16 protein-coding genes are annotated in these 18,793 nt (G+C 69.8%); 6 read left to right on the top strand and 10 right to left on the bottom strand.

Annotated elements, in window-relative coordinates:
• Nucleotides 1-62: 62 nt before the first annotated feature.
• Nucleotides 63-404, bottom strand: coding sequence for a DUF2200 domain-containing protein (locus ACJJV7_RS00970; protein WP_405373030.1), 342 nt, complete (start codon nt 402-404; stop codon nt 63-65).
• Between the two features lie 45 nt (nt 405-449).
• Here ACJJV7_RS00970 and ACJJV7_RS00965 point away from each other — a divergent pair, with 45 nt between their 5' ends.
• Complete coding sequence (locus ACJJV7_RS00965) at nt 450-1,877, top strand: NCS2 family permease (RefSeq protein ID WP_405373029.1); 1,428 nt, start codon at nt 450-452, stop codon at nt 1,875-1,877.
• Nucleotides 1,878-1,934: 57 nt separating this feature from the next.
• Here ACJJV7_RS00965 and sucD read toward each other — a convergent pair whose 3' ends face one another.
• The 4 genes from sucD to ACJJV7_RS00945 form a co-directional block, all read right to left on the bottom strand.
• Complete coding sequence (gene sucD / locus ACJJV7_RS00960; RefSeq protein ID WP_405373028.1) at nt 1,935-2,837, bottom strand: succinate--CoA ligase subunit alpha; 903 nt, start codon at nt 2,835-2,837, stop codon at nt 1,935-1,937.
• A gap of 21 nt (nt 2,838-2,858) precedes the next feature.
• A complete protein-coding gene (gene sucC, locus ACJJV7_RS00955) occupies nt 2,859-4,025 on the bottom strand; it encodes an ADP-forming succinate--CoA ligase subunit beta (protein WP_405373027.1) in 1,167 nt (388 codons plus the stop codon).
• Nucleotides 4,026-4,139: 114 nt separating this feature from the next.
• Nucleotides 4,140-4,742 carry a response regulator gene (locus tag ACJJV7_RS00950; RefSeq protein WP_405373026.1) on the bottom strand — a complete coding sequence of 201 codons (603 nt, stop codon included), beginning with the start codon at nt 4,740-4,742 and terminating at the stop codon, nt 4,140-4,142.
• A complete protein-coding gene (locus ACJJV7_RS00945; protein ID WP_405373025.1) occupies nt 4,739-5,959 on the bottom strand; it encodes a sensor histidine kinase in 1,221 nt (406 codons plus the stop codon). Before ACJJV7_RS00945 ends, ACJJV7_RS00950 begins: the two co-directional genes overlap by 4 nt.
• A gap of 155 nt (nt 5,960-6,114) precedes the next feature.
• On the opposite strand from ACJJV7_RS00945, the gene ACJJV7_RS00940 reads away from it, so the two are divergent.
• Nucleotides 6,115-6,615, top strand: coding sequence for a small multidrug efflux protein (locus tag ACJJV7_RS00940; protein WP_405373024.1), 501 nt, complete (start codon nt 6,115-6,117; stop codon nt 6,613-6,615).
• A 24-nt stretch (nt 6,616-6,639) separates the two neighbouring features.
• Here ACJJV7_RS00940 and ACJJV7_RS00935 read toward each other — a convergent pair whose 3' ends face one another.
• On the bottom strand, nt 6,640-8,157 hold the full coding sequence (locus tag ACJJV7_RS00935) for an FAD-dependent oxidoreductase (RefSeq protein ID WP_405373023.1): 1,518 nt from the start codon (nt 8,155-8,157) through the stop codon (nt 6,640-6,642).
• A 61-nt stretch (nt 8,158-8,218) separates the two neighbouring features.
• Between ACJJV7_RS00935 and ACJJV7_RS00930 the strand changes: the two genes are divergently transcribed.
• The 4 genes from ACJJV7_RS00930 (at nt 8,219) to ACJJV7_RS00915 (ending at nt 12,515) form a co-directional block, all read left to right on the top strand.
• Nucleotides 8,219-8,881 (top strand): TetR/AcrR family transcriptional regulator, encoded by a 663-nt coding sequence (locus ACJJV7_RS00930; protein ID WP_405373022.1) that lies wholly within the window; start codon nt 8,219-8,221, stop codon nt 8,879-8,881.
• Between the two features lie 73 nt (nt 8,882-8,954).
• Nucleotides 8,955-10,181, top strand: a complete 1,227-nt coding sequence (locus ACJJV7_RS00925; RefSeq protein WP_405373021.1) for an acyl-CoA dehydrogenase family protein — start codon at nt 8,955-8,957, stop codon at nt 10,179-10,181.
• 63 nt (nt 10,182-10,244) lie between these two features.
• A complete protein-coding gene (locus tag ACJJV7_RS00920; protein WP_405373020.1) occupies nt 10,245-11,294 on the top strand; it encodes an ATP-dependent DNA ligase in 1,050 nt (349 codons plus the stop codon).
• Nucleotides 11,295-11,339: 45 nt separating this feature from the next.
• Nucleotides 11,340-12,515: an AI-2E family transporter gene (locus ACJJV7_RS00915; protein ID WP_405373019.1), complete on the top strand. Its 1,176-nt coding sequence runs from the start codon at nt 11,340-11,342 to the stop codon at nt 12,513-12,515.
• 3 nt (nt 12,516-12,518) lie between these two features.
• Here ACJJV7_RS00915 and ligD read toward each other — a convergent pair whose 3' ends face one another.
• From ligD to ACJJV7_RS00895, 4 genes are all read right to left on the bottom strand, one after another.
• A complete protein-coding gene (gene ligD, locus ACJJV7_RS00910) occupies nt 12,519-13,532 on the bottom strand; it encodes a non-homologous end-joining DNA ligase (RefSeq protein WP_405373018.1) in 1,014 nt (337 codons plus the stop codon).
• Nucleotides 13,533-13,578: 46 nt separating this feature from the next.
• Complete coding sequence (locus tag ACJJV7_RS00905) at nt 13,579-14,706, bottom strand: hypothetical protein (protein ID WP_405373017.1); 1,128 nt, start codon at nt 14,704-14,706, stop codon at nt 13,579-13,581.
• A 67-nt stretch (nt 14,707-14,773) separates the two neighbouring features.
• Entirely contained in the window at nt 14,774-16,231 is a 1,458-nt protein-coding gene (locus ACJJV7_RS00900) for a hypothetical protein (protein ID WP_405373016.1), read from the bottom strand.
• Between the two features lie 116 nt (nt 16,232-16,347).
• Nucleotides 16,348-18,792, bottom strand: a complete 2,445-nt coding sequence (locus ACJJV7_RS00895) for an ATP-dependent helicase (protein ID WP_405373015.1) — start codon at nt 18,790-18,792, stop codon at nt 16,348-16,350.
• Between the last annotated feature and the right edge of the window lies 1 nt (nt 18,793).

Below are 18,793 nucleotides of genomic sequence, written 5' to 3'. Positions count from 1 at the left end.
GAACCGACCCTACCCGGGGACGCGCCGTCAGCCCGTCGACCACACCGGGCACGCCGGCGCGACTATTCGCGCAGCACCTTCGCGAGCGCCTTTCCGCGGGCGAGCTCGTCGACGAGTTTGTCGAGGTAGCGGATCTGCTGCATGAGGGGATCCTCGATGGCCTCGACCCTCACCCCGCACACGACCCCGGTGATCCGGTCGACGCCCGGGTTCAGGTCCGCCGCCGCGAAGAACTCGGCGAAGGTGGCCTGCCGGTCGATCATCGCCTCGACCTCGGCGACGCCGAATCCGGTGAGCCACGCGATCACGTCGTCGAGCTCGGACTTCGTGCGGCCCTTCCGCTCGATCTTGGTGAGGTAGAGGGGATACACCGCGCCGAACGGGGTGCCGAAGATCCGGTGCATGCGGGGAGCGTACTCCCTGGGGAGCGGCACCAGTACCCTCGGAGAGTGAACCGCACCACTCCCGCCGCGCGCCCCGCCGCGAAGCCCCCGGCATCCGTATCCGCCCTCGACCGCTTCTTCGAGATCAGCAAGCGTGGCTCGACCCTCGGAACCGAGGTCCGAGGCGGCCTCGTCACGTTCGTGACGATGGCCTATATCGTCATCCTGAACCCCCTCATCCTCTCGACGGCAGACATCGAGGGCACTGTCCTCGCGCCGAGCGCCGTCGCCACGAGCACGGCGCTGACCGCGGGCGTCATGACGATCCTCTTCGGCCTCGTCACCCGCCTGCCCTTCGCCTTCGCGGCCGGCCTCGGCATCAACGCCTTCGTCGCGTTCTCGGTGGTCGGCCAGGTCACGTGGGGCGAGGCGATGGCCCTCGTCGTCATCAACGGTCTGATCATCGTGCTGCTCGCCGCGACCGGCCTCCGGAAGATGATCTTCGACGCCGTCCCCGTGCAGCTGAAGCTCGCGATCACGGTCGGCATCGGCCTGTTCATCGCGTTCATCGGCTTCGTCAACGCGGGCTTCGTCACCGCGACCGGCAACGCCTCTCCCCCGCTCGATCTCGGGGTCGGCGGCTCGATCACGACGATCAGCACGGTCATGTTCGTCGTCACGCTCTTCCTCTCGGGCGTCCTGATGGCGCTCCGCGTCAAGGGAGCCCTGCTCATCGGACTCGTCGGCGGCACCGTCATCAGCTACATCGTCAACGCGATCTGGCCCACCGCCCTGGGCCTCCAGGTCAGCGGACTCCAGATCGTGGCCGCCCCGAACTTCGAGCTCGTCGGCAAGATCGACTTCGGCTTCGACTGGGCGAAGGTCGGCATCGTGTCGGTCGTCATGATCGTGTTCACACTCGTGTTCTCGAACTTCTTCGACGCGATGGGGACCATGACGGGCCTCGCGAAGGAGTCGGGTCTCGCGAACGACAAGGGCGACTTCCCCCGCATCAAGTCGGCGCTGATCGTCGAGGGCGTCGGTGCGATCGCCGGTGGCGCGACCTCGTCGTCGTCGGCCACCGTGTTCGTCGAGTCGGGTTCCGGCATCGGCGAGGGCGCCCGTACGGGCCTCGCGAACGTCGTGACCGGTCTGCTCTTCCTCCTCGCGATGTTCTTCACGCCGCTCACGTCGATCGTCCCGGGTTACGTCGCCGCCGCAGCGCTCGTCCTCGTCGGCGCGCTCATGCTGGCGCAGATCAAGAACATCGACTTCACCGACTTCAACGTGCTGCTGCCGGTGTTCCTTACGGCGACCGTCATGCCGCTGACCTACTCGATCGCCAACGGCATCGGCGCGGGCTTTGTCAGCTGGGTCGTGGTGAACGCCTTCTCCGGCAAGGCCAAGCAGGTGCACTGGCTCCTCTGGATCGTCGCCGCCGGCTTCGTGCTGTACTTCGCGCGCGGACCGATCGAGACCCTCCTGGGCGCCTGAGCCCGACAACGACGAAGGGGCGGATGCCGCAGCATCCGCCCCTTCGTCGTCTCAGCGTTACAGGCTCTCGATGATGGCGCGCATCAGGTCGGCTGCCTCGGAGGGCGTCTTGCCCACCTTGACGCCGGCTGCCTCGAGGGCTTCCTTCTTCGCCTGTGCGGTTCCGGCCGAGCCGGAGACGATCGCACCGGCGTGACCCATGGTCTTGCCCTCGGGCGCCGTGAAGCCCGCCACGTAGCCGACGACCGGCTTCGTGACGTGGGCCTTGATGAACTCGGCGGCACGCTCTTCGGCGTCGCCGCCGATCTCACCGATCATGACGATCGCCTTGGTCTCGGGGTCGGCCTCGAACGCGGCGAGCGCGTCGATGTGCGTCGTTCCGATGACCGGGTCGCCGCCGATGCCGATGGCGGTCGAGAAGCCGAGGTCGCGGAGCTCGAACATCATCTGGTACGTCAGGGTGCCCGACTTCGATACGAGGCCGATGGGGCCCTTGCCGGTGATGTTCGCCGGCGTGATGCCGACGAGCGCCTCACCGGGCGTGATGATGCCGGGGCAGTTCGGACCGATGATGCGGGTCTTGTTGCCCTTGCTCTTCGCGTAGGCCCACGCCTCGGCAGTGTCGCCGACGGGAACGCCCTCGGTGATCACGACGAGCAGGGGGATCTCGGCGTCGATGGCCTCGATCATCGCGTCCTTGGTGAACGCCGGCGGCACGAAGGCGATGGAGACATCGGCCCCCGTCTTCTCGATTGCCTCGGCGACCGAGCCGTAGACGGCGAGGTCGACGGCGGAGCCGTCGGCCGCGGTGTGCGAGACCGACGTGCCGGCCTTGCGGGCGTTGACGCCACCGACGACCTGCGTGCCCGCCTTCAGCATGAGGGCGGTGTGCTTGGTGCCCTCACCGCCGGTGATGCCCTGGACGATGACCTTGGAGTCCTTGTTGAGGTAGATAGACATGTCTGTTGTCCTTTTCGCGTCTCAGGCGTTCGCCAGCTCGGCGGCCTTGTCGGCGCCCTCGTCCATACCGGCGGCGAGCGTCACGAGCGGGTGGTTGGCCTCGGCGAGGATCTTGCGACCCTCCTCGACCTGGTTGCCGTCGAGGCGCACGACGAGCGGCTTGGTCGCGGCGTCGCCGAGGATCTCGAGGGCCTTCACGATGCCCTCGGCCACGGCCACGCACGACGTGATGCCGCCGAAGACGTTGACGAAGACGCTCTTGACCTGCTCATCGCCGAGGATGACGTCGAGGCCAGACGCCATGACCTGCGCGTTCGCGCCGCCGCCGATGTCGAGGAAGTTGGCGGGGGTGACGCCGCCGTGGTTCTCCCCGGCGTAGGCGACGACGTCGAGCGTCGACATGACGAGGCCGGCGCCGTTCCCGATGATGCCGACCTGACCGTCGAGCTTCACGTAGTTGAGACCGGATGCCTTCGCCTTGGCCTCGAGCGGGTCTGCGGCGCCCTTGTCCTCGAGCGCTTCGTGCTCGGGGTGGCGCACCTCGCTGGCGTTCTCGTCGAGCGAGACCTTGCCGTCGAGGGCGACGATGTCGCCGGCGCCCGTGCGGACGAGCGGGTTCACCTCGACGAGGGTCGCGCCCTCGCCCTTGTAGACGTCGTAGAGCTTGACGAAGACGTCGGCGACCTTCTCGATGAGGTCGGCGGGGAAGTTCGCCGCCGTGGCGATCTCGACGGCCTTGGCCTTGTCGATGCCCTGGAGCGGGTCGACCTCGATGCGCGCGAGCGCCTCGGGACGCTCGACGGCGAGCTCCTCGATCTCCATGCCGCCCTCGACCGAGCACAGGCTCAGGTAGGAGCGGTTCGAGCGGTCGAGCAGCACCGAGAAGTAGAACTCCTCGGCGATGTCGGCGCCCTGGGCGACCATGACGCGCTGGACGACGTGGCCCTTGATGTCGAGGCCGAGGATGGCTTCGGCAGCGGCGTACGCCTCGTCGCGGGTCTTCGCGACCTTGACGCCGCCGGCCTTGCCGCGGCCTCCGGTCTTGACCTGAGCCTTGACGACGACGACGCCGCCGATCTTCTCGGCTGCGGCCTTCGCCTCCTCAGGGGTGTCGGCGATGATGCCGGCGAGCACCGGCACCTCGTACTTCTCGAATAGGTCTCGTGCCTGGTACTCGTAAAGGTCCACTGCAATCCTTCGCTGGGCGACGGTGGGGGTGACGGGCGCAAATAAATCTCGATGTCGAGAGATCGCCTCGGCCCACAGCCTACTACCCGAGCCTGACCGGTCCTTTCCGCGAGGTCAGATCCAGCCGCGTTCGCGGGCGACGATCGATGCCTGCTGACGGGTCGCGAGACCGAGCTTTCCGAGGACCGACGAGACGTGGTTGCGGACGGTTCCCGCCGACAGATGGAGGGATGCTGCGATCTGGGCGATCGTCTCCCCCCGCGCTCCGGCCCGGAGCACATCCAGCTCCCGCTCGGTCAGCGGGCTGCGCTCGTCGCTCAGGGCGTCGGCGGCGATCTCGGGGTCGACGTAGCGCCGGCCGGCCGCGACCTCGCGGATGACCGCGGCCACGTCGTCGGCCCGCCGCGATTTCGGCACGAACCCGTCGACGCCCTCGCTGAGCGCGCGTCGCAGCACACCGGGGCGAGCATGGCGGGTCACGACGACGCACCGGGCGGGCACCTGCGCGCGGATGCGGGCGGCGGCTTCGACGCCATCGATGCCGGGCATCTCGAGGTCGAGCAGGCAGACGTCGGGGCGCAGCTCGATCGCCCGCGCGACGGCGCTCTCCCCGTCGCTGCATTCGGCGACGACCTCGAGGTCGGGCTCGAGTCGCAGCAGCGAGGCCAGCGCGGAGCGGATCATGTCCTCGTCGTCGGCGATCAGCACCCGGATCATCGGACTCCCTCCCTGTCCTGAGCACCGGCGGGCACCGAGACGGTGACGTCGAAGCGGGCGTCGGTCGTGGTGGTGCGGAGGTCGCCTCCGACTGCCGCCACCCGATGGGCGATGCCGTCGAGACCGGTTCCTCTGCCGAGAGGCGACCCTTCGCCGGGGTCGTTCGCCGCCACGAACACCCACGCGCCGCCGTCTCGGCGGAGCGTGAACTTCGCCCAGCGCCCCCCGCCGTGCTTGAGCACGTTGGTGGTGCACTCGCGGACGACCGGCCCCAGGAGGTCGGCGGGGGCGGATGCCGCGTCGGCGGCGACCTCGAGGGTCACCGACAGCCCGCCGGCACGGAGCAGATCGGCGGCGTTCGCGAGCTCGTCGGGGAGGGGCACGCCCCGGAACCGGCCCGCGAGGGCGCGGGTTCCGGCGCGCGCTTCGTCGACGGACGCCCGCGCCAGGCCGATCTGGTGGGCGGCGGCATCCGGATCGCGGCTCAGCATGCGCTCGGCGAGCTCGAGCTGCAGCGCGATGACCTGCAGGTGGTGGCCCTGGAGGTCGTGCAGCTCGCTGGCGAGGCGCAGCCTCTCCTGCACGGCGGCGAGTCGGGCCTCGGTGGCGCGGGCCCGGTCGAGCTCGAGGACGACGTCCCACGACCACAGCGACAGCGCGATCACGGCCGGGAGCGCGATGGCGAAGACGCCGAGGGGCGCGGCGATCGCGGAATCTTCGGTGATGCCGGGGCGGGCCCGCTCGACGACCCACAGCGCGCCGAGCCCGAGCGAGACGAGCACCACGCCGCGCCATCGGATGCCCGGCCCCCAGCGCAGCAGGCAGAGCACGGATGCCGCGAGCGAGGCGGTGAACATCGGGGAGCCGGTCGCGAGGCCCAGCACGACCGCGCCGGCGGCGCCGACCAGCGCGGGCCAGGAGGCGAACCGGCGCAGCCACGGGGTGCGGTCGCCGTCGTCGAGGTCGCCGTCGCGCCGGTAGCGGGCGAGCAAGGCGATCGTGGCGACGACGACGAGAACCGATCCGGTGGCGTAGGCCACGATCACCGCCGGCGAGCGCCACCCGTCGCGGACGATGATCGCGCCGACCGCCCAGACGAACAGCGCGCCGACGAGGAAGAGGACGACGGAGATCGCGATGTACCAGCCGGTCGCCGAGACGCCGCGCGCCAGCGACGCGGCGGACGACCGGGGTGATGAGGGTTCGGATGCGCTCACACGGCCACAGTACGACCATGACTTTTGTCATGCCCCGCCTGCTCGAACCTCCCGCCAGAAGGTGACGCGGCGACACTGCCGCCGCGATGCGCAGGCCGGTGGAATGGGATCACCGCGGTCGAGATGCGATCGCCACGAACATCGGGAGACCCGCCATGTCGAACCCCCTGTCTGATCTCATCGTCGGCTTCCAGGACCTCGTCGCGCAGATGCCCGACATCCTCCAGCCCGTGATCGTCGCTCTCGCCGGCGCCGTCCCCTTCATTGAGGGCGAGGGCGCCGCCGCGATCGGCATCGTCGGCGGCATCCACCCCGCGGTCGCGGCGGTCGCCGCCGCCGCCGGGAACTTCCTCTGCGTACTCGTCGTCGTGCTGATCGCGGCGCGCGTCCGGTCGGCCGTCACCACCCGCGCCGGCGCCCCCGAGAAGCCCCGGAGCGCCCGGAGCGAGAAGTTCCAGAAGGCGTACCACCGCTACGGCACGCCGGGCGTCAGCCTCCTCGGCCCGCTGCTGCTCCCCACGCAGTTCACCGCAGCCGCGCTCACCGCCACCGGGGTTCCCGCCGGTCGCGTGCTCATCTGGCAGGCCGCGGCGATCGCGCTGTGGACCACCGTCGTCACCCTGATCATCGTGGGCGTCATCTCCTTCGCCGTCTGAGCCGGCGAGGGCCCGCGGGCCCGGTCACCCGATGCGGCGGAGGCCGCGGGTGGCCGGGCCCTCGATGCGTTCCCCCTCGGGCGTGAACCGCGACGCGTGCAACGGGCAGTCCCACGTGCACTCGAGATCGTTCCATTCGAGGATGCCGCCCAGGTGCGGGCAGACCACGCTCACGGCGCGCGTCTCCCCCTCGACGGTGGACACCCCTACCGGCTGCACGCCACGCTGGGCGACGACGCCCTGACCCTCGGCGGGACGGGGCACCGGAACGTCGTTGCCGACGACTGCCGCCGCCCATCCGACCGCTGCCGCCGCGCCGATCTTGACGTTCTCCGCGACACCGCGCGCGACGTCTTCGGGCATGGTCAGCCGCGTTCCGAGCTGCGTCATCCACCGCGGACGGTCGCGCATGCTCTCGCCCTTGAGCTCGGAGCTGAGTCGGAGCGCCGCGGCGGGCGCATTGGTGAGGCCCCACTTCGCGTAGCCGGTGGCGACCTTCACCCGACCGAGCGATCGGGGCAGCGTCCCCACGAAGGGCACGAGATTGTGCGACATGTAGTCCTGCGCCGACCACCGGTGCGTCTCGGCGCCGACCGGGAACGTGTCGCGCGCCCACGCCGCGAGCTCGTCGAGCTTCTCGAGTTCGGACTCGGCACGGCCCACCGGGTGGCCGGCCCCGCCCACGATCAGCTGCGCGACCCCCGAAGGGCCGTCTCCGGCGGCGACCGTGCGGATCGACCGCGAGGGCGAATCCGCCGACAGATACATGCCGTCCGGAACGTCGCCGGTCAGCTCGAACGCGACGCACGCGGATCGCTGGCCGGTGACCTTCGCGAAGTACAGGCCTCGGTCGAGGATCGGGATGCCGGTCGCGAGCACGATCTTCTCGGCGAAGATCTCGCCCGCATCGGTCTCGAGACGCGGCCGCGGAAGAACGTGGACCTGCTCGACGGCGACACCGAGGTGGAGGGTTCCGCCGGCGGCGACGAACGCATCGGCGAGTGCGGCGACCATGCGCATCGGGTCTACGGCGCGCTGCCCGTCAAGGGCGACGGCCGCCGCCATCGAGAAGGGCGTCGCGTCCAGCTCGGCCGCCGTCGCGTACCGCACCGGGAGCCCGGCCTCGCGCGCCGCATCGTGCTCCTGGACGACGGAGGGCACGCCGTCCGTCGCCTGAGCGTAGGTGTACGCGGTGCGCTCAGTCAGCGGAACGCCCAGCTCGTCGGCCGTCCGCACCATCCAGTCGAAGCCGTCGCGGTTCGCGTCGACGTAGGCGCGGACCAGCCCGGCGGGGTGCCCCGACCGCATGGTCGACAGCGTCGTGCCCTGGAGGAGGGACACCTTTCCGGTGTTCGAGCCCGACGTCAGCTCGCCGATGCCGCCCCTCTCGACGATGGCGACATCGTGACCGGCGCGGACCAGTTCGTAGCCGGTTGCGAGGCCGGTGAGACCCGCCCCGACGATGACGATCTCGTGGGCGGCCCCGGACTCGAAGGGGTGCGTGGTGGGGGTGTACGTCGGCTGCTTCCAGAGCGATCTCATGCGCCGCAGTCAATGACGGCGCCGCGGGAGCGACAACATGCTTGACAGTAGGCTTCCCTTCATGGTCGACGACGCTCGTGCGGGAGGCAGCACCGTGGTGGCGGCCGCCCTCGCCCTGTTCGCCGAGCACGGGTACGAGCAGACCTCGGTCGAGCAGATCGCACAGTCGGCCGGGGTCTCGCGCTCGACCTTCTTCCGACAGTTCGGCGGCAAGGACGACGTCGTCTTCGCCGACCACGAAGCGCTCCTCGGCACGCTGCGGGGCTACCTCGACGAGCCGCACGCCCACCCGTGGGCGGCGGTGTGCGAGGCGTCCGTGCAGGTGTTCCGCCACTTCGTCGCCGACCCCGAGCTCGCTCGGCGCCGGTACGCGGTCGTGCGGCAGGTGCCGTCGCTCCGCGACCGCGAGATCGTCACGGTGTTCCGGTACGAGCGCCTCTTCGACGAGTACCTCCGCCGCGCGGTGCCGGGCCTCGACCCGATCGACGCGGTCGCCTTCTCTGCCATGGTGACCGCCGTGCACAACCACGTGCTCCGCCGCCTCCTCCGCGGCACCACCCACGTGCCGGCATCCGTCCTCGCCGAGGCGTACGACGACCTCATGCACCGGTTCGGCGTGCATCCGAGCGGCGAGGCGGCCGCCCCCGACGACGTCGTGGTGGCGACCTTCCCCCGACGGATGCCGGCGGCCGAGGTCGCGCGGAGGCTCGGCTCGCTCCGCTGACACCGATCACGGCTGGTGGGACTGCGTCCCAAGCCGGTGACACTGAATGTCACCGTCGGCGTACGCTGGAGCCATGGCTCCTCCCCTCCCCGGCGATTCCGCGTCGCGATACGACATCCTCGGCCGCCTCGACACCGACTACTACGCCGTCTTCGCCGACATCCCGGAGGAGGACCGAGCGGTGTGGGACCGCGCGAAAGGGCTGATCGACGAGGTCGGCGACGCGCTCCGCGAGGCGTGGGATGCCGCGGAGTACCCGCTCGACATCGCCGCGCGCCTCGGTGAGCTCGACCTGCTGAACGACGGCATCGAGCATCCCCGACTCACGCGTTTCTCGCCCTTGGCCGCCGGCCTCGTCAACATGGAGATCTCCCGCGGCGACGGGTCTCTGGGCACGGTGCTCGCCGTCCAGGGTGGTCTCGCGCTGCGCACGCTGGCGCTTTTCGGCAGCCCCGCGCAGCAGGAGCGCTGGCTCACCCGCGTCGCGCGCAGCGAGGTTCCCGCGGCGTTCGCCCTCACCGAGCCCGACCACGGCTCGGACTCGGTGTCGCTCGAGACGGTCGCTCGTCGAGACGGCGACGAGTGGATCCTCCGCGGCGCGAAGAAATGGATCGGCAACGGCGCCTCCGGCGGGATTACCTTCGTCTGGGCGCGCGTCGATGACGACGGCGCCGATCACCACGGCGCCGTCCGGTGCTTCCTCGTCGAGCAGGACCGCCCCGGCTACACCGGGACGGTGATCGCCGGAAAAGCATCGCTGCGCGGCATCCACCAGGCGCACATCGCCCTCGACGACGTGCGCCTTCCCGCGGATGCCGTCCTGCCCGGCGCCCGGACGTTCAAGGACGCGTCCACCGTCCTGTACGCCACCCGGTCGGGCGTCGCCTGGTCGGCTCTCGGTCACGCGACCGCCTGCTACGAGGCCGCGCTCCAGTATGCGCAGCAGCGCGTGCAGTTCGGCAAGCCGCTCGCGAGGTTCCAGATGGTGCAGGAGCGACTCGCGCACATGCTCGAAGACCTCACCGCCATGCAACTGTACTGCCGCCGGCTCGCCGACCTGGAGGCATCCGGTGGGCTGCGCCCGACGCAGGCCTCGCTCGCGAAGTTCCACAACACGCGGGCCGCGCGACGCGTCGCCGCGATCGCACGCGACCTCCTCGGCGGCAACGGCATCCTGCTGGAGAACGGCGTCATGCAGCACATGGCCGACATCGAGGCGATCCACACCTACGAGGGCACCGAGTCGATCCAGGCCCTCCTCCTCGGTCGCGACATCACCGGGGTCGGCGCCTTCGCCTGACACCCGGCCGGCCGCACGTCCAGCCCCTGGGTGCGCGCCGCGGCACGCGGCAGGATGGGCGCTATGTACGAGATCCCCGCACCGATGCTGGCGAAGTCCGTTCCGGCGGTCCCCGACCCGAGCCGCACTCCTGGCGGGCTCAGCTTCGAACCCAAATGGGACGGCTTCCGTGCCCTCATCTCCTGGGACGGCGAGAACGTCGAGATCGGGTCGCGAGGGTCGAAGCCGCTCACGAGGTACTTCCCCGAGATCGTCGAGGCGGTCTCGGCGCTTCTGCCGGCGCCGTGCCTGCTCGACGGCGAGATCGTCGTCGCGGAGGGCGACGCCGGGCACGCGCGCCTCCAGTGGGAGACGCTCTCGCAGCGAATCCACCCCGCGGCATCCCGCGTCACGATGCTCAGCGAGACGCATCCGGCGATGTTCGTCGCCTTCGACCTGCTCGCGCTGGGCGACCGCGACCTGCAGGGCGCCCCGTTCTCAGAGCGGCGGGCGGAGCTCGAGACCCTGCTCGCCGGTGTGCCCCACCCCATCCACCTCACCCGGACGACCACCGACCGGGCTCAGGCGGAGCGCTGGCTGGCGGAGTTCGAGGGCGCCGGGCTCGACGGCGTGGTCGCGAAACCCCTCGCGCAGCCGTATGCACCGGGCAAGCGCACCATGCTGAAGATCAAGCACGTCCGGACGGCCGACGTCGTCGCGCTCGGCTACCGGGTGCACAAGAGCGGCACCGGCGTCGGGTCGCTTCTCGTCGGCCTCTACGACGACGACGGTCAGCTGCGACAGGTCGGCGGCGTCTCGGCCTGGACCGACGTCCGCCGGCGCGAGCTGGTCGACGAGCTCGCGCCCCTCGTCGAGCGCGACGAGGACGGAGCCGCCGTCACCGGCGCGTCGGAGCGCTCGCGCTTCGCCGGATCGAAAGACGTGTCCTTCGTGCGCCTGCGGCCGGAGCGCGTTCTCGAGGTGCGGTACGACCAGCTCGAAGGCAGTCGGTTCCGCCACACGGTGCAGTTCGAGCGGTGGCGTCCCGACCGGGATGCCGCGTCGTGCACCTTCGATCAGCTCGACTCGGTGTCCGCCTACGATCTGGGCCGCGTACTGGCCGGTCAGGACTGACGCAACCCCGACGGGCGCCGGGAGGCGGTCGTCTAGTGTCGCAGCATGGGCCTGTTCGCATCCTCCCCCCGTTCCGTTCGACTCGACGACGTCCAGCCGATCCGGGTGGCCGAGTCGAAGCCCGCGCGCATGTGGTCCGACGGCTTCGGCACCCTGGCCACACGATCGCTTCAGGTGATCGTCGTGGTCATCGTCGCGGCGGCGGTGATTCTCGGGATGCTGCAGCTGACCGTCGTGGTGATCCCGACGCTGCTGGCGCTCATCCTGGCCTCGGCTGCGGCGCCCGTCATGGGATGGCTGCGTCGCCACGGCATCCCGGCGGTGTTCGCGACACTGCTCACCCTCCTCGCCGTCGTGCTGCTCCTCGGCGGTGTCGGGTGGCTCGTCGTGTGGGCGGTGCGTAACCAGTGGGACGACCTGGCGGCGAAAGCGCAGGACGGCTTCGACAGCTTCATGGCCTGGGTCCAGACGTTGCCGTTCGACATCGACCAGAGCCAGATCGACGAGTGGATCGCCACGGTGACCGACTTCGTCACGAGCGCTCAGTTCGGCTCCGGCGCGCTCGCGGGCGTGAGCGCCATCGCGAACTTCCTCACGGGCCTCGTCCTCATGATCGTGACCCTCTTCTTCTTCCTGAAGGACGGGCCGAAGATGTGGGAGTTCCTCATCCGCCCTTTCCACGGGGAGGGCTACGACCGCGCCGTTCGCGTCGGCCACAAGACCGTCCACACCTTCGGCGCCTACCTCCGCGGCACGGCCGCGGTCGCCGCCGTCGACGCGATCGGCATCACGATCGGCCTGCTCATCCTCCAGGTGCCCCTGGCCGTGCCGCTCGGAGTGCTCGTCTTCCTCCTCGCGTTCATCCCGATCGTCGGCGCCACCGTCGCCGGCATCCTGGCCGCCCTGGTCGCGCTCGTCACGAACGGATGGCTCATCGCCCTCGTCGTGATCGGCATCGTGATCGCCGTCAACCAGCTGGAAGGGAACTTCCTGCAGCCGTTCCTCATGGGCCGGTCGATGCGGCTCCACGCGTTCGTGGTGCTGATCGCCCTGACGATCGGCACCGTGCTCGGCGGCATCGTGGGCGCCATCCTCGCCGTTCCCCTCACGGCAGCCGCGTGGGGCATCGTCCAGGTCTGGGACGGGCCCGACACCCCTGCGCGCTGGGCGCGGCGTCGCCCCCGCGTCGAGGAGCGGGTCGACACCGTCACGGCACCCTGAGGCTCAGTCCTTCTTCGCCCGCGAGGGCTGCACGCGCGGCGGTTCGCCGGGCATCTTCGGGAACTCCGGCGGGAAGGGCAGCTCACCGAGGCCGTTCTCGAGGTCGCGCTGCCACCACTCCAGCAACGTGTCGATGCGTCCGGGCGCGTCCTGCAGGCCCTGCCAGGGGTCACCGATCTCGGACAGCCGGTCGGGGACGCTCCGAACCGTGAAGGCCGCCGGGTCGACGCCGCCGGCCAGTTCGTCCCAGCTGATCGGGGTCGCCACGGTCGCGCCGGACAGCGCGCGAGGGCTGTAGGCCCCCGCCATCGTGCGGTCGCGGTTCGCCTGGTTGAAGTCGATGAAGATGCGCTCGCCGCGCTCCTCCTTCCACCAGTTGGTCGTCACCCTGTCGGGAAGCCGCCGTTCGAGCTCTCGCCCGGCGGCGATGACGGCGTGCCGCACATCGAGGAACTCGTGGGCCGGCTCGATCGGGCAGAAGACGTGGATGCCGCGGTTGCCGCTGGTCTTGAGCCACGGTTCGAGTCCCGCCTCGCGGAGCACCTCTCGGAGAACGGGCGCGACGGCGGCGGCATCCGCGAAGTCCGTTCCCGGCTGCGGGTCGAGATCGATGCGGAGCTCGACGGGGTTGTCGGTATCGGCGGCGAGAGACGCCCACGGATGGAAGACGACCGTGTTCATCTGCACGGCCCAGACGATCGCGGCCGCTTCTCTCAGGACGACCTGAGGATGCCGCCGCCCACTGTTGTAGGTGCAAGTCACCTGATCGACGTAGTCGGGCGTGCCCTTGGGCGGGTTCTTCGAGAAGAAGCTCTCGCCGTCGACGGTGTCGGGGAAGCGCTCGAGCGAGATCGGACGGTCGCCGTTGGCGCGGAGGAAGGGCTCCGCCACGGCGAGGGCGTACTCCGCCAGCTCATGCTTGGTGATGCCGACGGCGGGATAGACGATGCGATTCGGGCTCGAGAGCGACAGCTCCCTGCCGCCTGGAAGGGAAAGGGTGATGCGCTCGGAGGCCATGCGGACACCCTAGGGCGCTGCCCGCGGGCGCGGACAGGGGGTGGCGTCAGTCGCCGCCGCCTGCTCCCCCGCCGTCGGATGCTCCCGCGTCGGCATCCGGGGTCGCCGGAGCATCGCCGCCATCCTGATCGGCGACGGCGATGAGGGAGGACAGCTGCTCGCGCTCGAGTCGGATCCACGGCCCCGACGTGTCGACGAGGAGCCCGTCGAGGCCCGGGTCGCTCGCCAGAGCCGAACCGAGCTGGCCCGGGGTGATCGGCAGCGGCCGGTCGTCCCGCCCGAGCGCCAGCACCTCGAGAGGGTGCGAGAAGACCTGCAGGTAACGGGTGCCGTCGCTGCTGCGGGCTTCGGCGATGCCGAGGCTGTCGCTGTCGTTGCGCTTGCCCGCCGCGATCCAGACCTGCTTCGTCAGGAGCGCTTCGACGACGTAGCGCGCCGTGGCGTCGGAGCGGGTGTCGCTCAGCAGGTTCTTGATCGTGAAATCAGGGTCGGCCTGTTCGAGGGTGCGGGAGATGAGCGCCGTCGAGAGCACGATGCGCCGGCCGGGCCCGGCGTGGTCGATCATGAGGCCGTCGTAGCCGGCGTCGATCGCGTTGCGGAGGACGGCCTGCGCGGGCTGACCGAGCACGGAGGTGTTGAGTTCGGGGTCGGCCCCGACTCCTGCCTGGATGCCGGCGCTCCCCGTGTAGGCGAGGAGGAACTTCTTGTCGCCCATCGTCGAGATCGCGAGGCGCAGCGGCGCGCCCTCGCTCATCTGCGCGCGGGCGTCGCCGAGGATGCGCAGGTACAGCGTCCCCTGGAGGACCTGGCGCATCACGCCGAGCACCGCCGCGTTGTCGGGCTTCTCGGGAAGATCAGCGAGCGCCTGCAGCACGAGCGTGTTGTCGGGCATGCCCGGGTGGCCCTCGGTGCGGGGCGGTGCCTCGGCGGGCACGACCGGGAGCGGCGCCCCCGGCGCGGGCGCAGGGCGCGGAGCGGGACGCGCCGGCTGCCCGTAGGTGGACATCGAGATCGGCACGAACGGAACGGGCTCCGCCGTCGCGGCATCCGCTTCGGCGGCACTGACGGCGGCGTTGACGTCGTCGTGGACGTCGGAGACAGCGGCATCGCCGTCGACCGCGGCGTCTGCCGGCTGCTCGGACGGGTTCTTCGGGCGACGGGAGAACAGGGCCATGCGTTCAGAGTACGCGCCCCCGCGCCGTCGCTGTCCGCCCGCTGCGTCGTCAGAACAACCTGCAACCTCAGCGCAGCGGTGCGCGGTAGCCAGCTCGCTTCGCGGCGGCGGTCGTCGCGAAACACTCCTCGGGGTGGGTGCGACTGAAGTATGTGCTTCCGGGAACGTGGTAGATCCAATCGCCGGCGCCCTGATTGCCCTTGATGGGATGAGACCTCGGGCAGGATGTCCTGCTCGACGGTGCCGCCGGACCAGACGGTTTCTTGGCGACGGCAGGCTTCGCGACGGCGATGACCTTCGCCGCAGCCTTCACCTTCGCGGTGGCCTTCGACAGCTTCGCGACGGTGGTGTGGCCGGCCTTCTTGCCTGTGACCTTGACGGTGACGGCCTTGCCTTTGACTGTCGCCGTCGGGGTGTAAGTCGACTTCGTGGCTGCGGAGATCGCCTTGCCGTTCGCGTACCACTGATACGAGAAGGTGGTGCCCGGGGTCCACTTCCCAGGCTTGACCGTGAGCTTCGCCTTGACCTTCGCCGAGCCGGCGATCACGGGAGTCGCCGCAGTGGCCACCTTGGTGGTCGCCTTCGACGTCTTCGACGCCTTCGCGTAGCCGGGCTTGGTGCCGGTCATCGTGACGCTCAGCGCCTTGCCCGCGACGGCCGGGGTGGCTTTGTACGTGGAGCGGGTCGCCCCGGCGATCGCCTTGCCGCCCGCGAACCACTGGTATCCGAAGACGGTGCCCGAGGTCCAGGAGCCGGGCTTGGCGGTCACGGTGCTCCCGACGACCGCGGCGCCGGTCAACGAAGGCGTGCCGGCCGACAGTCGGTTCAGGACGGCCGCCGTCGCGTAGCTCGACTTGAACTGCCACTGGTCCTGGTGCGGACGCCCGAAGGCGTCGATCTCGCCGTACACGACCACCGCGAGGCGGTCGCCCGCCAGCGCCGGGGTGACCGCGAAGGAGGACGTCTTCGTCGTGCCGATGAGGTGATCTCCGGCGTACCAGTCGTAGAGGAGAGCGGTCCCGACGGGCCATGCGCCCGGGGTGGCGGTGATCGTCTGCCCGACGACAGGCGCCCCCGGAAGCGTCGGATAGGTCGCCGCACCCTGGACGGATTCGAGATCGGCGTTCACGTCGGTGAGGGAGCTGCCGGGCGTGACCTGGATCTCCGCGGCGGAGTCGAACCCCATCGCATCGTTCCACCATTCCCGCCAGTAGGTTTCACCGTCTTCGTCGTAGTCGGTGTCTGTGAAGGCGAGCCGGTAGGCGCCGGCCGGGAGTCCGGTGAACGAGTACGTCCCGTCGGCGCGGATGCCGGCCTCGAAAGTCGCGACGACGGCGCCCGCGTCGACCTGATAGGCGGTGGCGAGCCCTGACTCCCAGCCGATGTCGTCCGCCGACACGACTCCGCTGATGGAGCCGGTCGCTTCGTCCGCGACGGCGGCCTGGGGCAGTGCCCAGATCGTCGTCGCACACAGCACGGTCGTCGTGACGGCGGCCAGGATGCGGCGGCGCGCAGTGATCTTCATCGATGTCCCCCCAGGAAGGGCGCCAGTACGCGACGCCGTCCTCCCACCCGGAGGATGAGAGAAGTCTCACATAGGGAGTTCGCTCGGTGGCTAACAGTCAGATCACGACAGCGGTCTCAGATCTTGGTGATCGGCGCGACCTTGATGAGCAGCTTCTTGGGACCGGCGGTGTCGAACCGGACGTGGGCCACCCGCTTGGCTCCTTCACCCGTCACCATGTCCACTTTGCCCTCGCCGAAATCGTCGTGTCGGATGCGGTCGCCCGCGGTCAGCTCGAGGTCGCCGTTGTCGCGGACCTTCGACGGGATCCGGTTGGCGAACTTCGCGATCGACCCTGACGGCTTCTCGCGCTTCGGCAGCGGCACGAGGTCGTCGCCGTACCGGTTGCCGCCGCCGAACCGGGAGCCACCTGCGGCGACTCGCCCGTTGATCGCCCGAGACTGCATCCCGCCACGCGAGTTGACGTCGCCGGGCGACTGGCGCCAGTCGATGAGGGCGTGCGGAATCTCCTGGAGGAACCGGCTCGGCATCGCCGCGGTCACCTCGCCGAACTGCGCCCGGGTCATCGCCAACGAGACGTAGAGGCGCTTGCGCGCCCGCGTGAGCGCGACGTAGAACAATCGCCGCTCCTCCTGCGGACCGCCGGGCTCTCCTGCCGAGATCCGGTGCGGGATGAGGTCCTCCTCGACGCCGGTGACGAAGACCGCATCGAACTCGAGGCCCTTCGCGGTGTGCATCGTCATCATCGAGACCGAGCCGGACGAATCGTCGAGGTCGTCGGCATCGGCCACGAGGGTCACCTCGGTCAAGAAGTCGAGCAGCGTTCCCTCGGGGTTGTTCCGCGCGAACTCGCGCGTCACGGCGACCAGTTCGTCGAGGTTCTCGACGCGCGCCTCGTCCTGCGGGTCTTTCGACATGCGCAGAGCGTCGTAGTAGCCCGACTTGTTCAGCAGGACGTGGAGTCCCTCGGTCACCGTCGTGGGCGGGGCGACCTCTCCCGAGCTCGGGAGCATGATCTCGGATGCCTCCGCGATCACCGCATCGAGCTGCGCGATCGCCTGCTGGACCTTGGCTCCGACGCCGAGCGCCGAGGCGTTGGCGAGCGCGTCGCGGAAGGTGATGCCCTCGGATGCCGCATACCGCGCGATCGCGGTCTCGGTCACGTCGCCGATACCGCGACGCGGCTTGTTGAGAATGCGCCGGACCGCCATCTCGTCGGCGGGGTTCGCCACCGCCACCAGGTAGGCGAGCGCGTCTTTGATCTCGGCGCGCTCGTAGAACTTGGTGCCGCCCATGATCTTGTACGGCACCGCCGAGCGGATGAAGATCTCCTCGAGCGCGCGCGACTGGGAGTTGGTGCGGTAGAAGACGGCGACCTGCGCATAGTCGACGCCGCGTCGGCGGAGAGCCTCGACCTCGTCGGCGACGAACTGCGCCTCATCGTGCTGCGAGTACCCGGTGAACCCGACGATGGGGTCTCCGTCGCCGACATCGGTCCACAGCTTCTTGTCCTTGCGGTCGAAGTTGTTGCCGATCACCGCGTTCGCGGCCGACAGGATGTTCTGCGTCGACCGGTAGTTCTGCTCGAGGAGCACGACTTTGGCGCCGGGGAAGTCGCGCTCGAACTCGCTGATGTTGCGGATGTCAGCTCCGCGGAAGGCGTAGATCGACTGGTCGGAGTCGCCGACGACGGTGAGGGACGCACCCTCGAGCTCGGGGGCCTCGTCGGGCTCGAAGATCATCATCCCGCCGCTGGAGAAAGCGTCGCCGGCCTTTCCGACGACGGGACGGGTGAGCTCGTGGATCAAGGCGTACTGGGCGTGGTTCGTGTCCTGGTACTCATCGACGAGGATGTGCCGGAACCGCTTGCGGTAGACGTCAGCTACGTGGGGGAAGGCGCGGAAGAGGTAGACCGTCTGCGCGATGAGGTCGTCGAAATCGAAGGCGTTCGATTTCTGCAGCGCGCGCTGGTAGTCGCCGAAGATGTCGACGAACACCCGCTCGGCGGGGTCGCTCATGTTGGCGTGCCGCGCGTACGACTCCGCGTCGGACAGCTCGTTCTTGAGCTTGGAGATGCGACCCTGCACGGCGGCCGGCGTGAAGCCGAAGGCATCCCCTTCGTGCTGCTTCACGAGTCGCTTGATCAGCGCACGCGAATCACCGGAGTCGTAGATCGTGAAGCTCTTCGTGAACCCGAACTGGTCCGCCTCGCGGCGGAGGATGCGCACGCACGCCGAGTGGAAGGTCGAGATCCACATGCCCTGGGCGCTGTCGCCGATGAGGGCCCGGACACGATCGCGCATCTCGCCCGCGGCCTTGTTCGTGAACGTGATCGCGAGGATCTGACTGGGGTACGCCTCCCGCGTGCGCAGGAGCGAGGCGATCCGCCGGGTGAGGACACTCGTCTTGCCCGAACCGGCGCCGGCGACGATCAGGAGGGCGGGACCGCGGTGCGTGACCGCGTCGCGCTGCGGCGGATTGAGCCCCGCGAGCAGGTCTTCGTCGGGGCGGTCGTCCGCGCGGGCAGCTCCCAGGACCATGGGCGTGATGGATTCGGTCATG

This window comes from Microbacterium sp. Ld4 (assembly GCF_045066555.1).
In the GTDB taxonomy this organism is placed as follows: Bacteria; Actinomycetota; Actinomycetes; order Actinomycetales; family Microbacteriaceae; genus Microbacterium.
This window is presented reverse-complemented; position numbering and strand designations above follow the sequence as displayed.

Coding starts and splice junctions, on each gene's coding strand:
- ACJJV7_RS00970 (WP_405373030.1), bottom strand. CDS start 404: ATGCACCGGATCTTCGGCACCCCGTTCGGCGCGGTGTATCCCCTCTAC.
- sucD (WP_405373028.1), bottom strand. CDS start 2,837: ATGTCTATCTACCTCAACAAGGACTCCAAGGTCATCGTCCAGGGCATC.
- ACJJV7_RS00950 (WP_405373026.1), bottom strand. CDS start 4,742: ATGATCCGGGTGCTGATCGCCGACGACGAGGACATGATCCGCTCCGCG.
- ACJJV7_RS00940 (WP_405373024.1), top strand. CDS start 6,115: ATGTCGAACCCCCTGTCTGATCTCATCGTCGGCTTCCAGGACCTCGTC.
- ACJJV7_RS00935 (WP_405373023.1), bottom strand. CDS start 8,157: ATGAGATCGCTCTGGAAGCAGCCGACGTACACCCCCACCACGCACCCC.
- ACJJV7_RS00930 (WP_405373022.1), top strand. CDS start 8,219: ATGGTCGACGACGCTCGTGCGGGAGGCAGCACCGTGGTGGCGGCCGCC.
- ACJJV7_RS00925 (WP_405373021.1), top strand. CDS start 8,955: ATGGCTCCTCCCCTCCCCGGCGATTCCGCGTCGCGATACGACATCCTC.
- ACJJV7_RS00920 (WP_405373020.1), top strand. CDS start 10,245: ATGTACGAGATCCCCGCACCGATGCTGGCGAAGTCCGTTCCGGCGGTC.
- ACJJV7_RS00915 (WP_405373019.1), top strand. CDS start 11,340: ATGGGCCTGTTCGCATCCTCCCCCCGTTCCGTTCGACTCGACGACGTC.
- ligD (WP_405373018.1), bottom strand. CDS start 13,532: ATGGCCTCCGAGCGCATCACCCTTTCCCTTCCAGGCGGCAGGGAGCTG.
- ACJJV7_RS00905 (WP_405373017.1), bottom strand. CDS start 14,706: ATGGCCCTGTTCTCCCGTCGCCCGAAGAACCCGTCCGAGCAGCCGGCA.
- ACJJV7_RS00900 (WP_405373016.1), bottom strand. CDS start 16,231: ATGAAGATCACTGCGCGCCGCCGCATCCTGGCCGCCGTCACGACGACC.
- ACJJV7_RS00895 (WP_405373015.1), bottom strand. CDS start 18,792: ATGACCGAATCCATCACGCCCATGGTCCTGGGAGCTGCCCGCGCGGAC.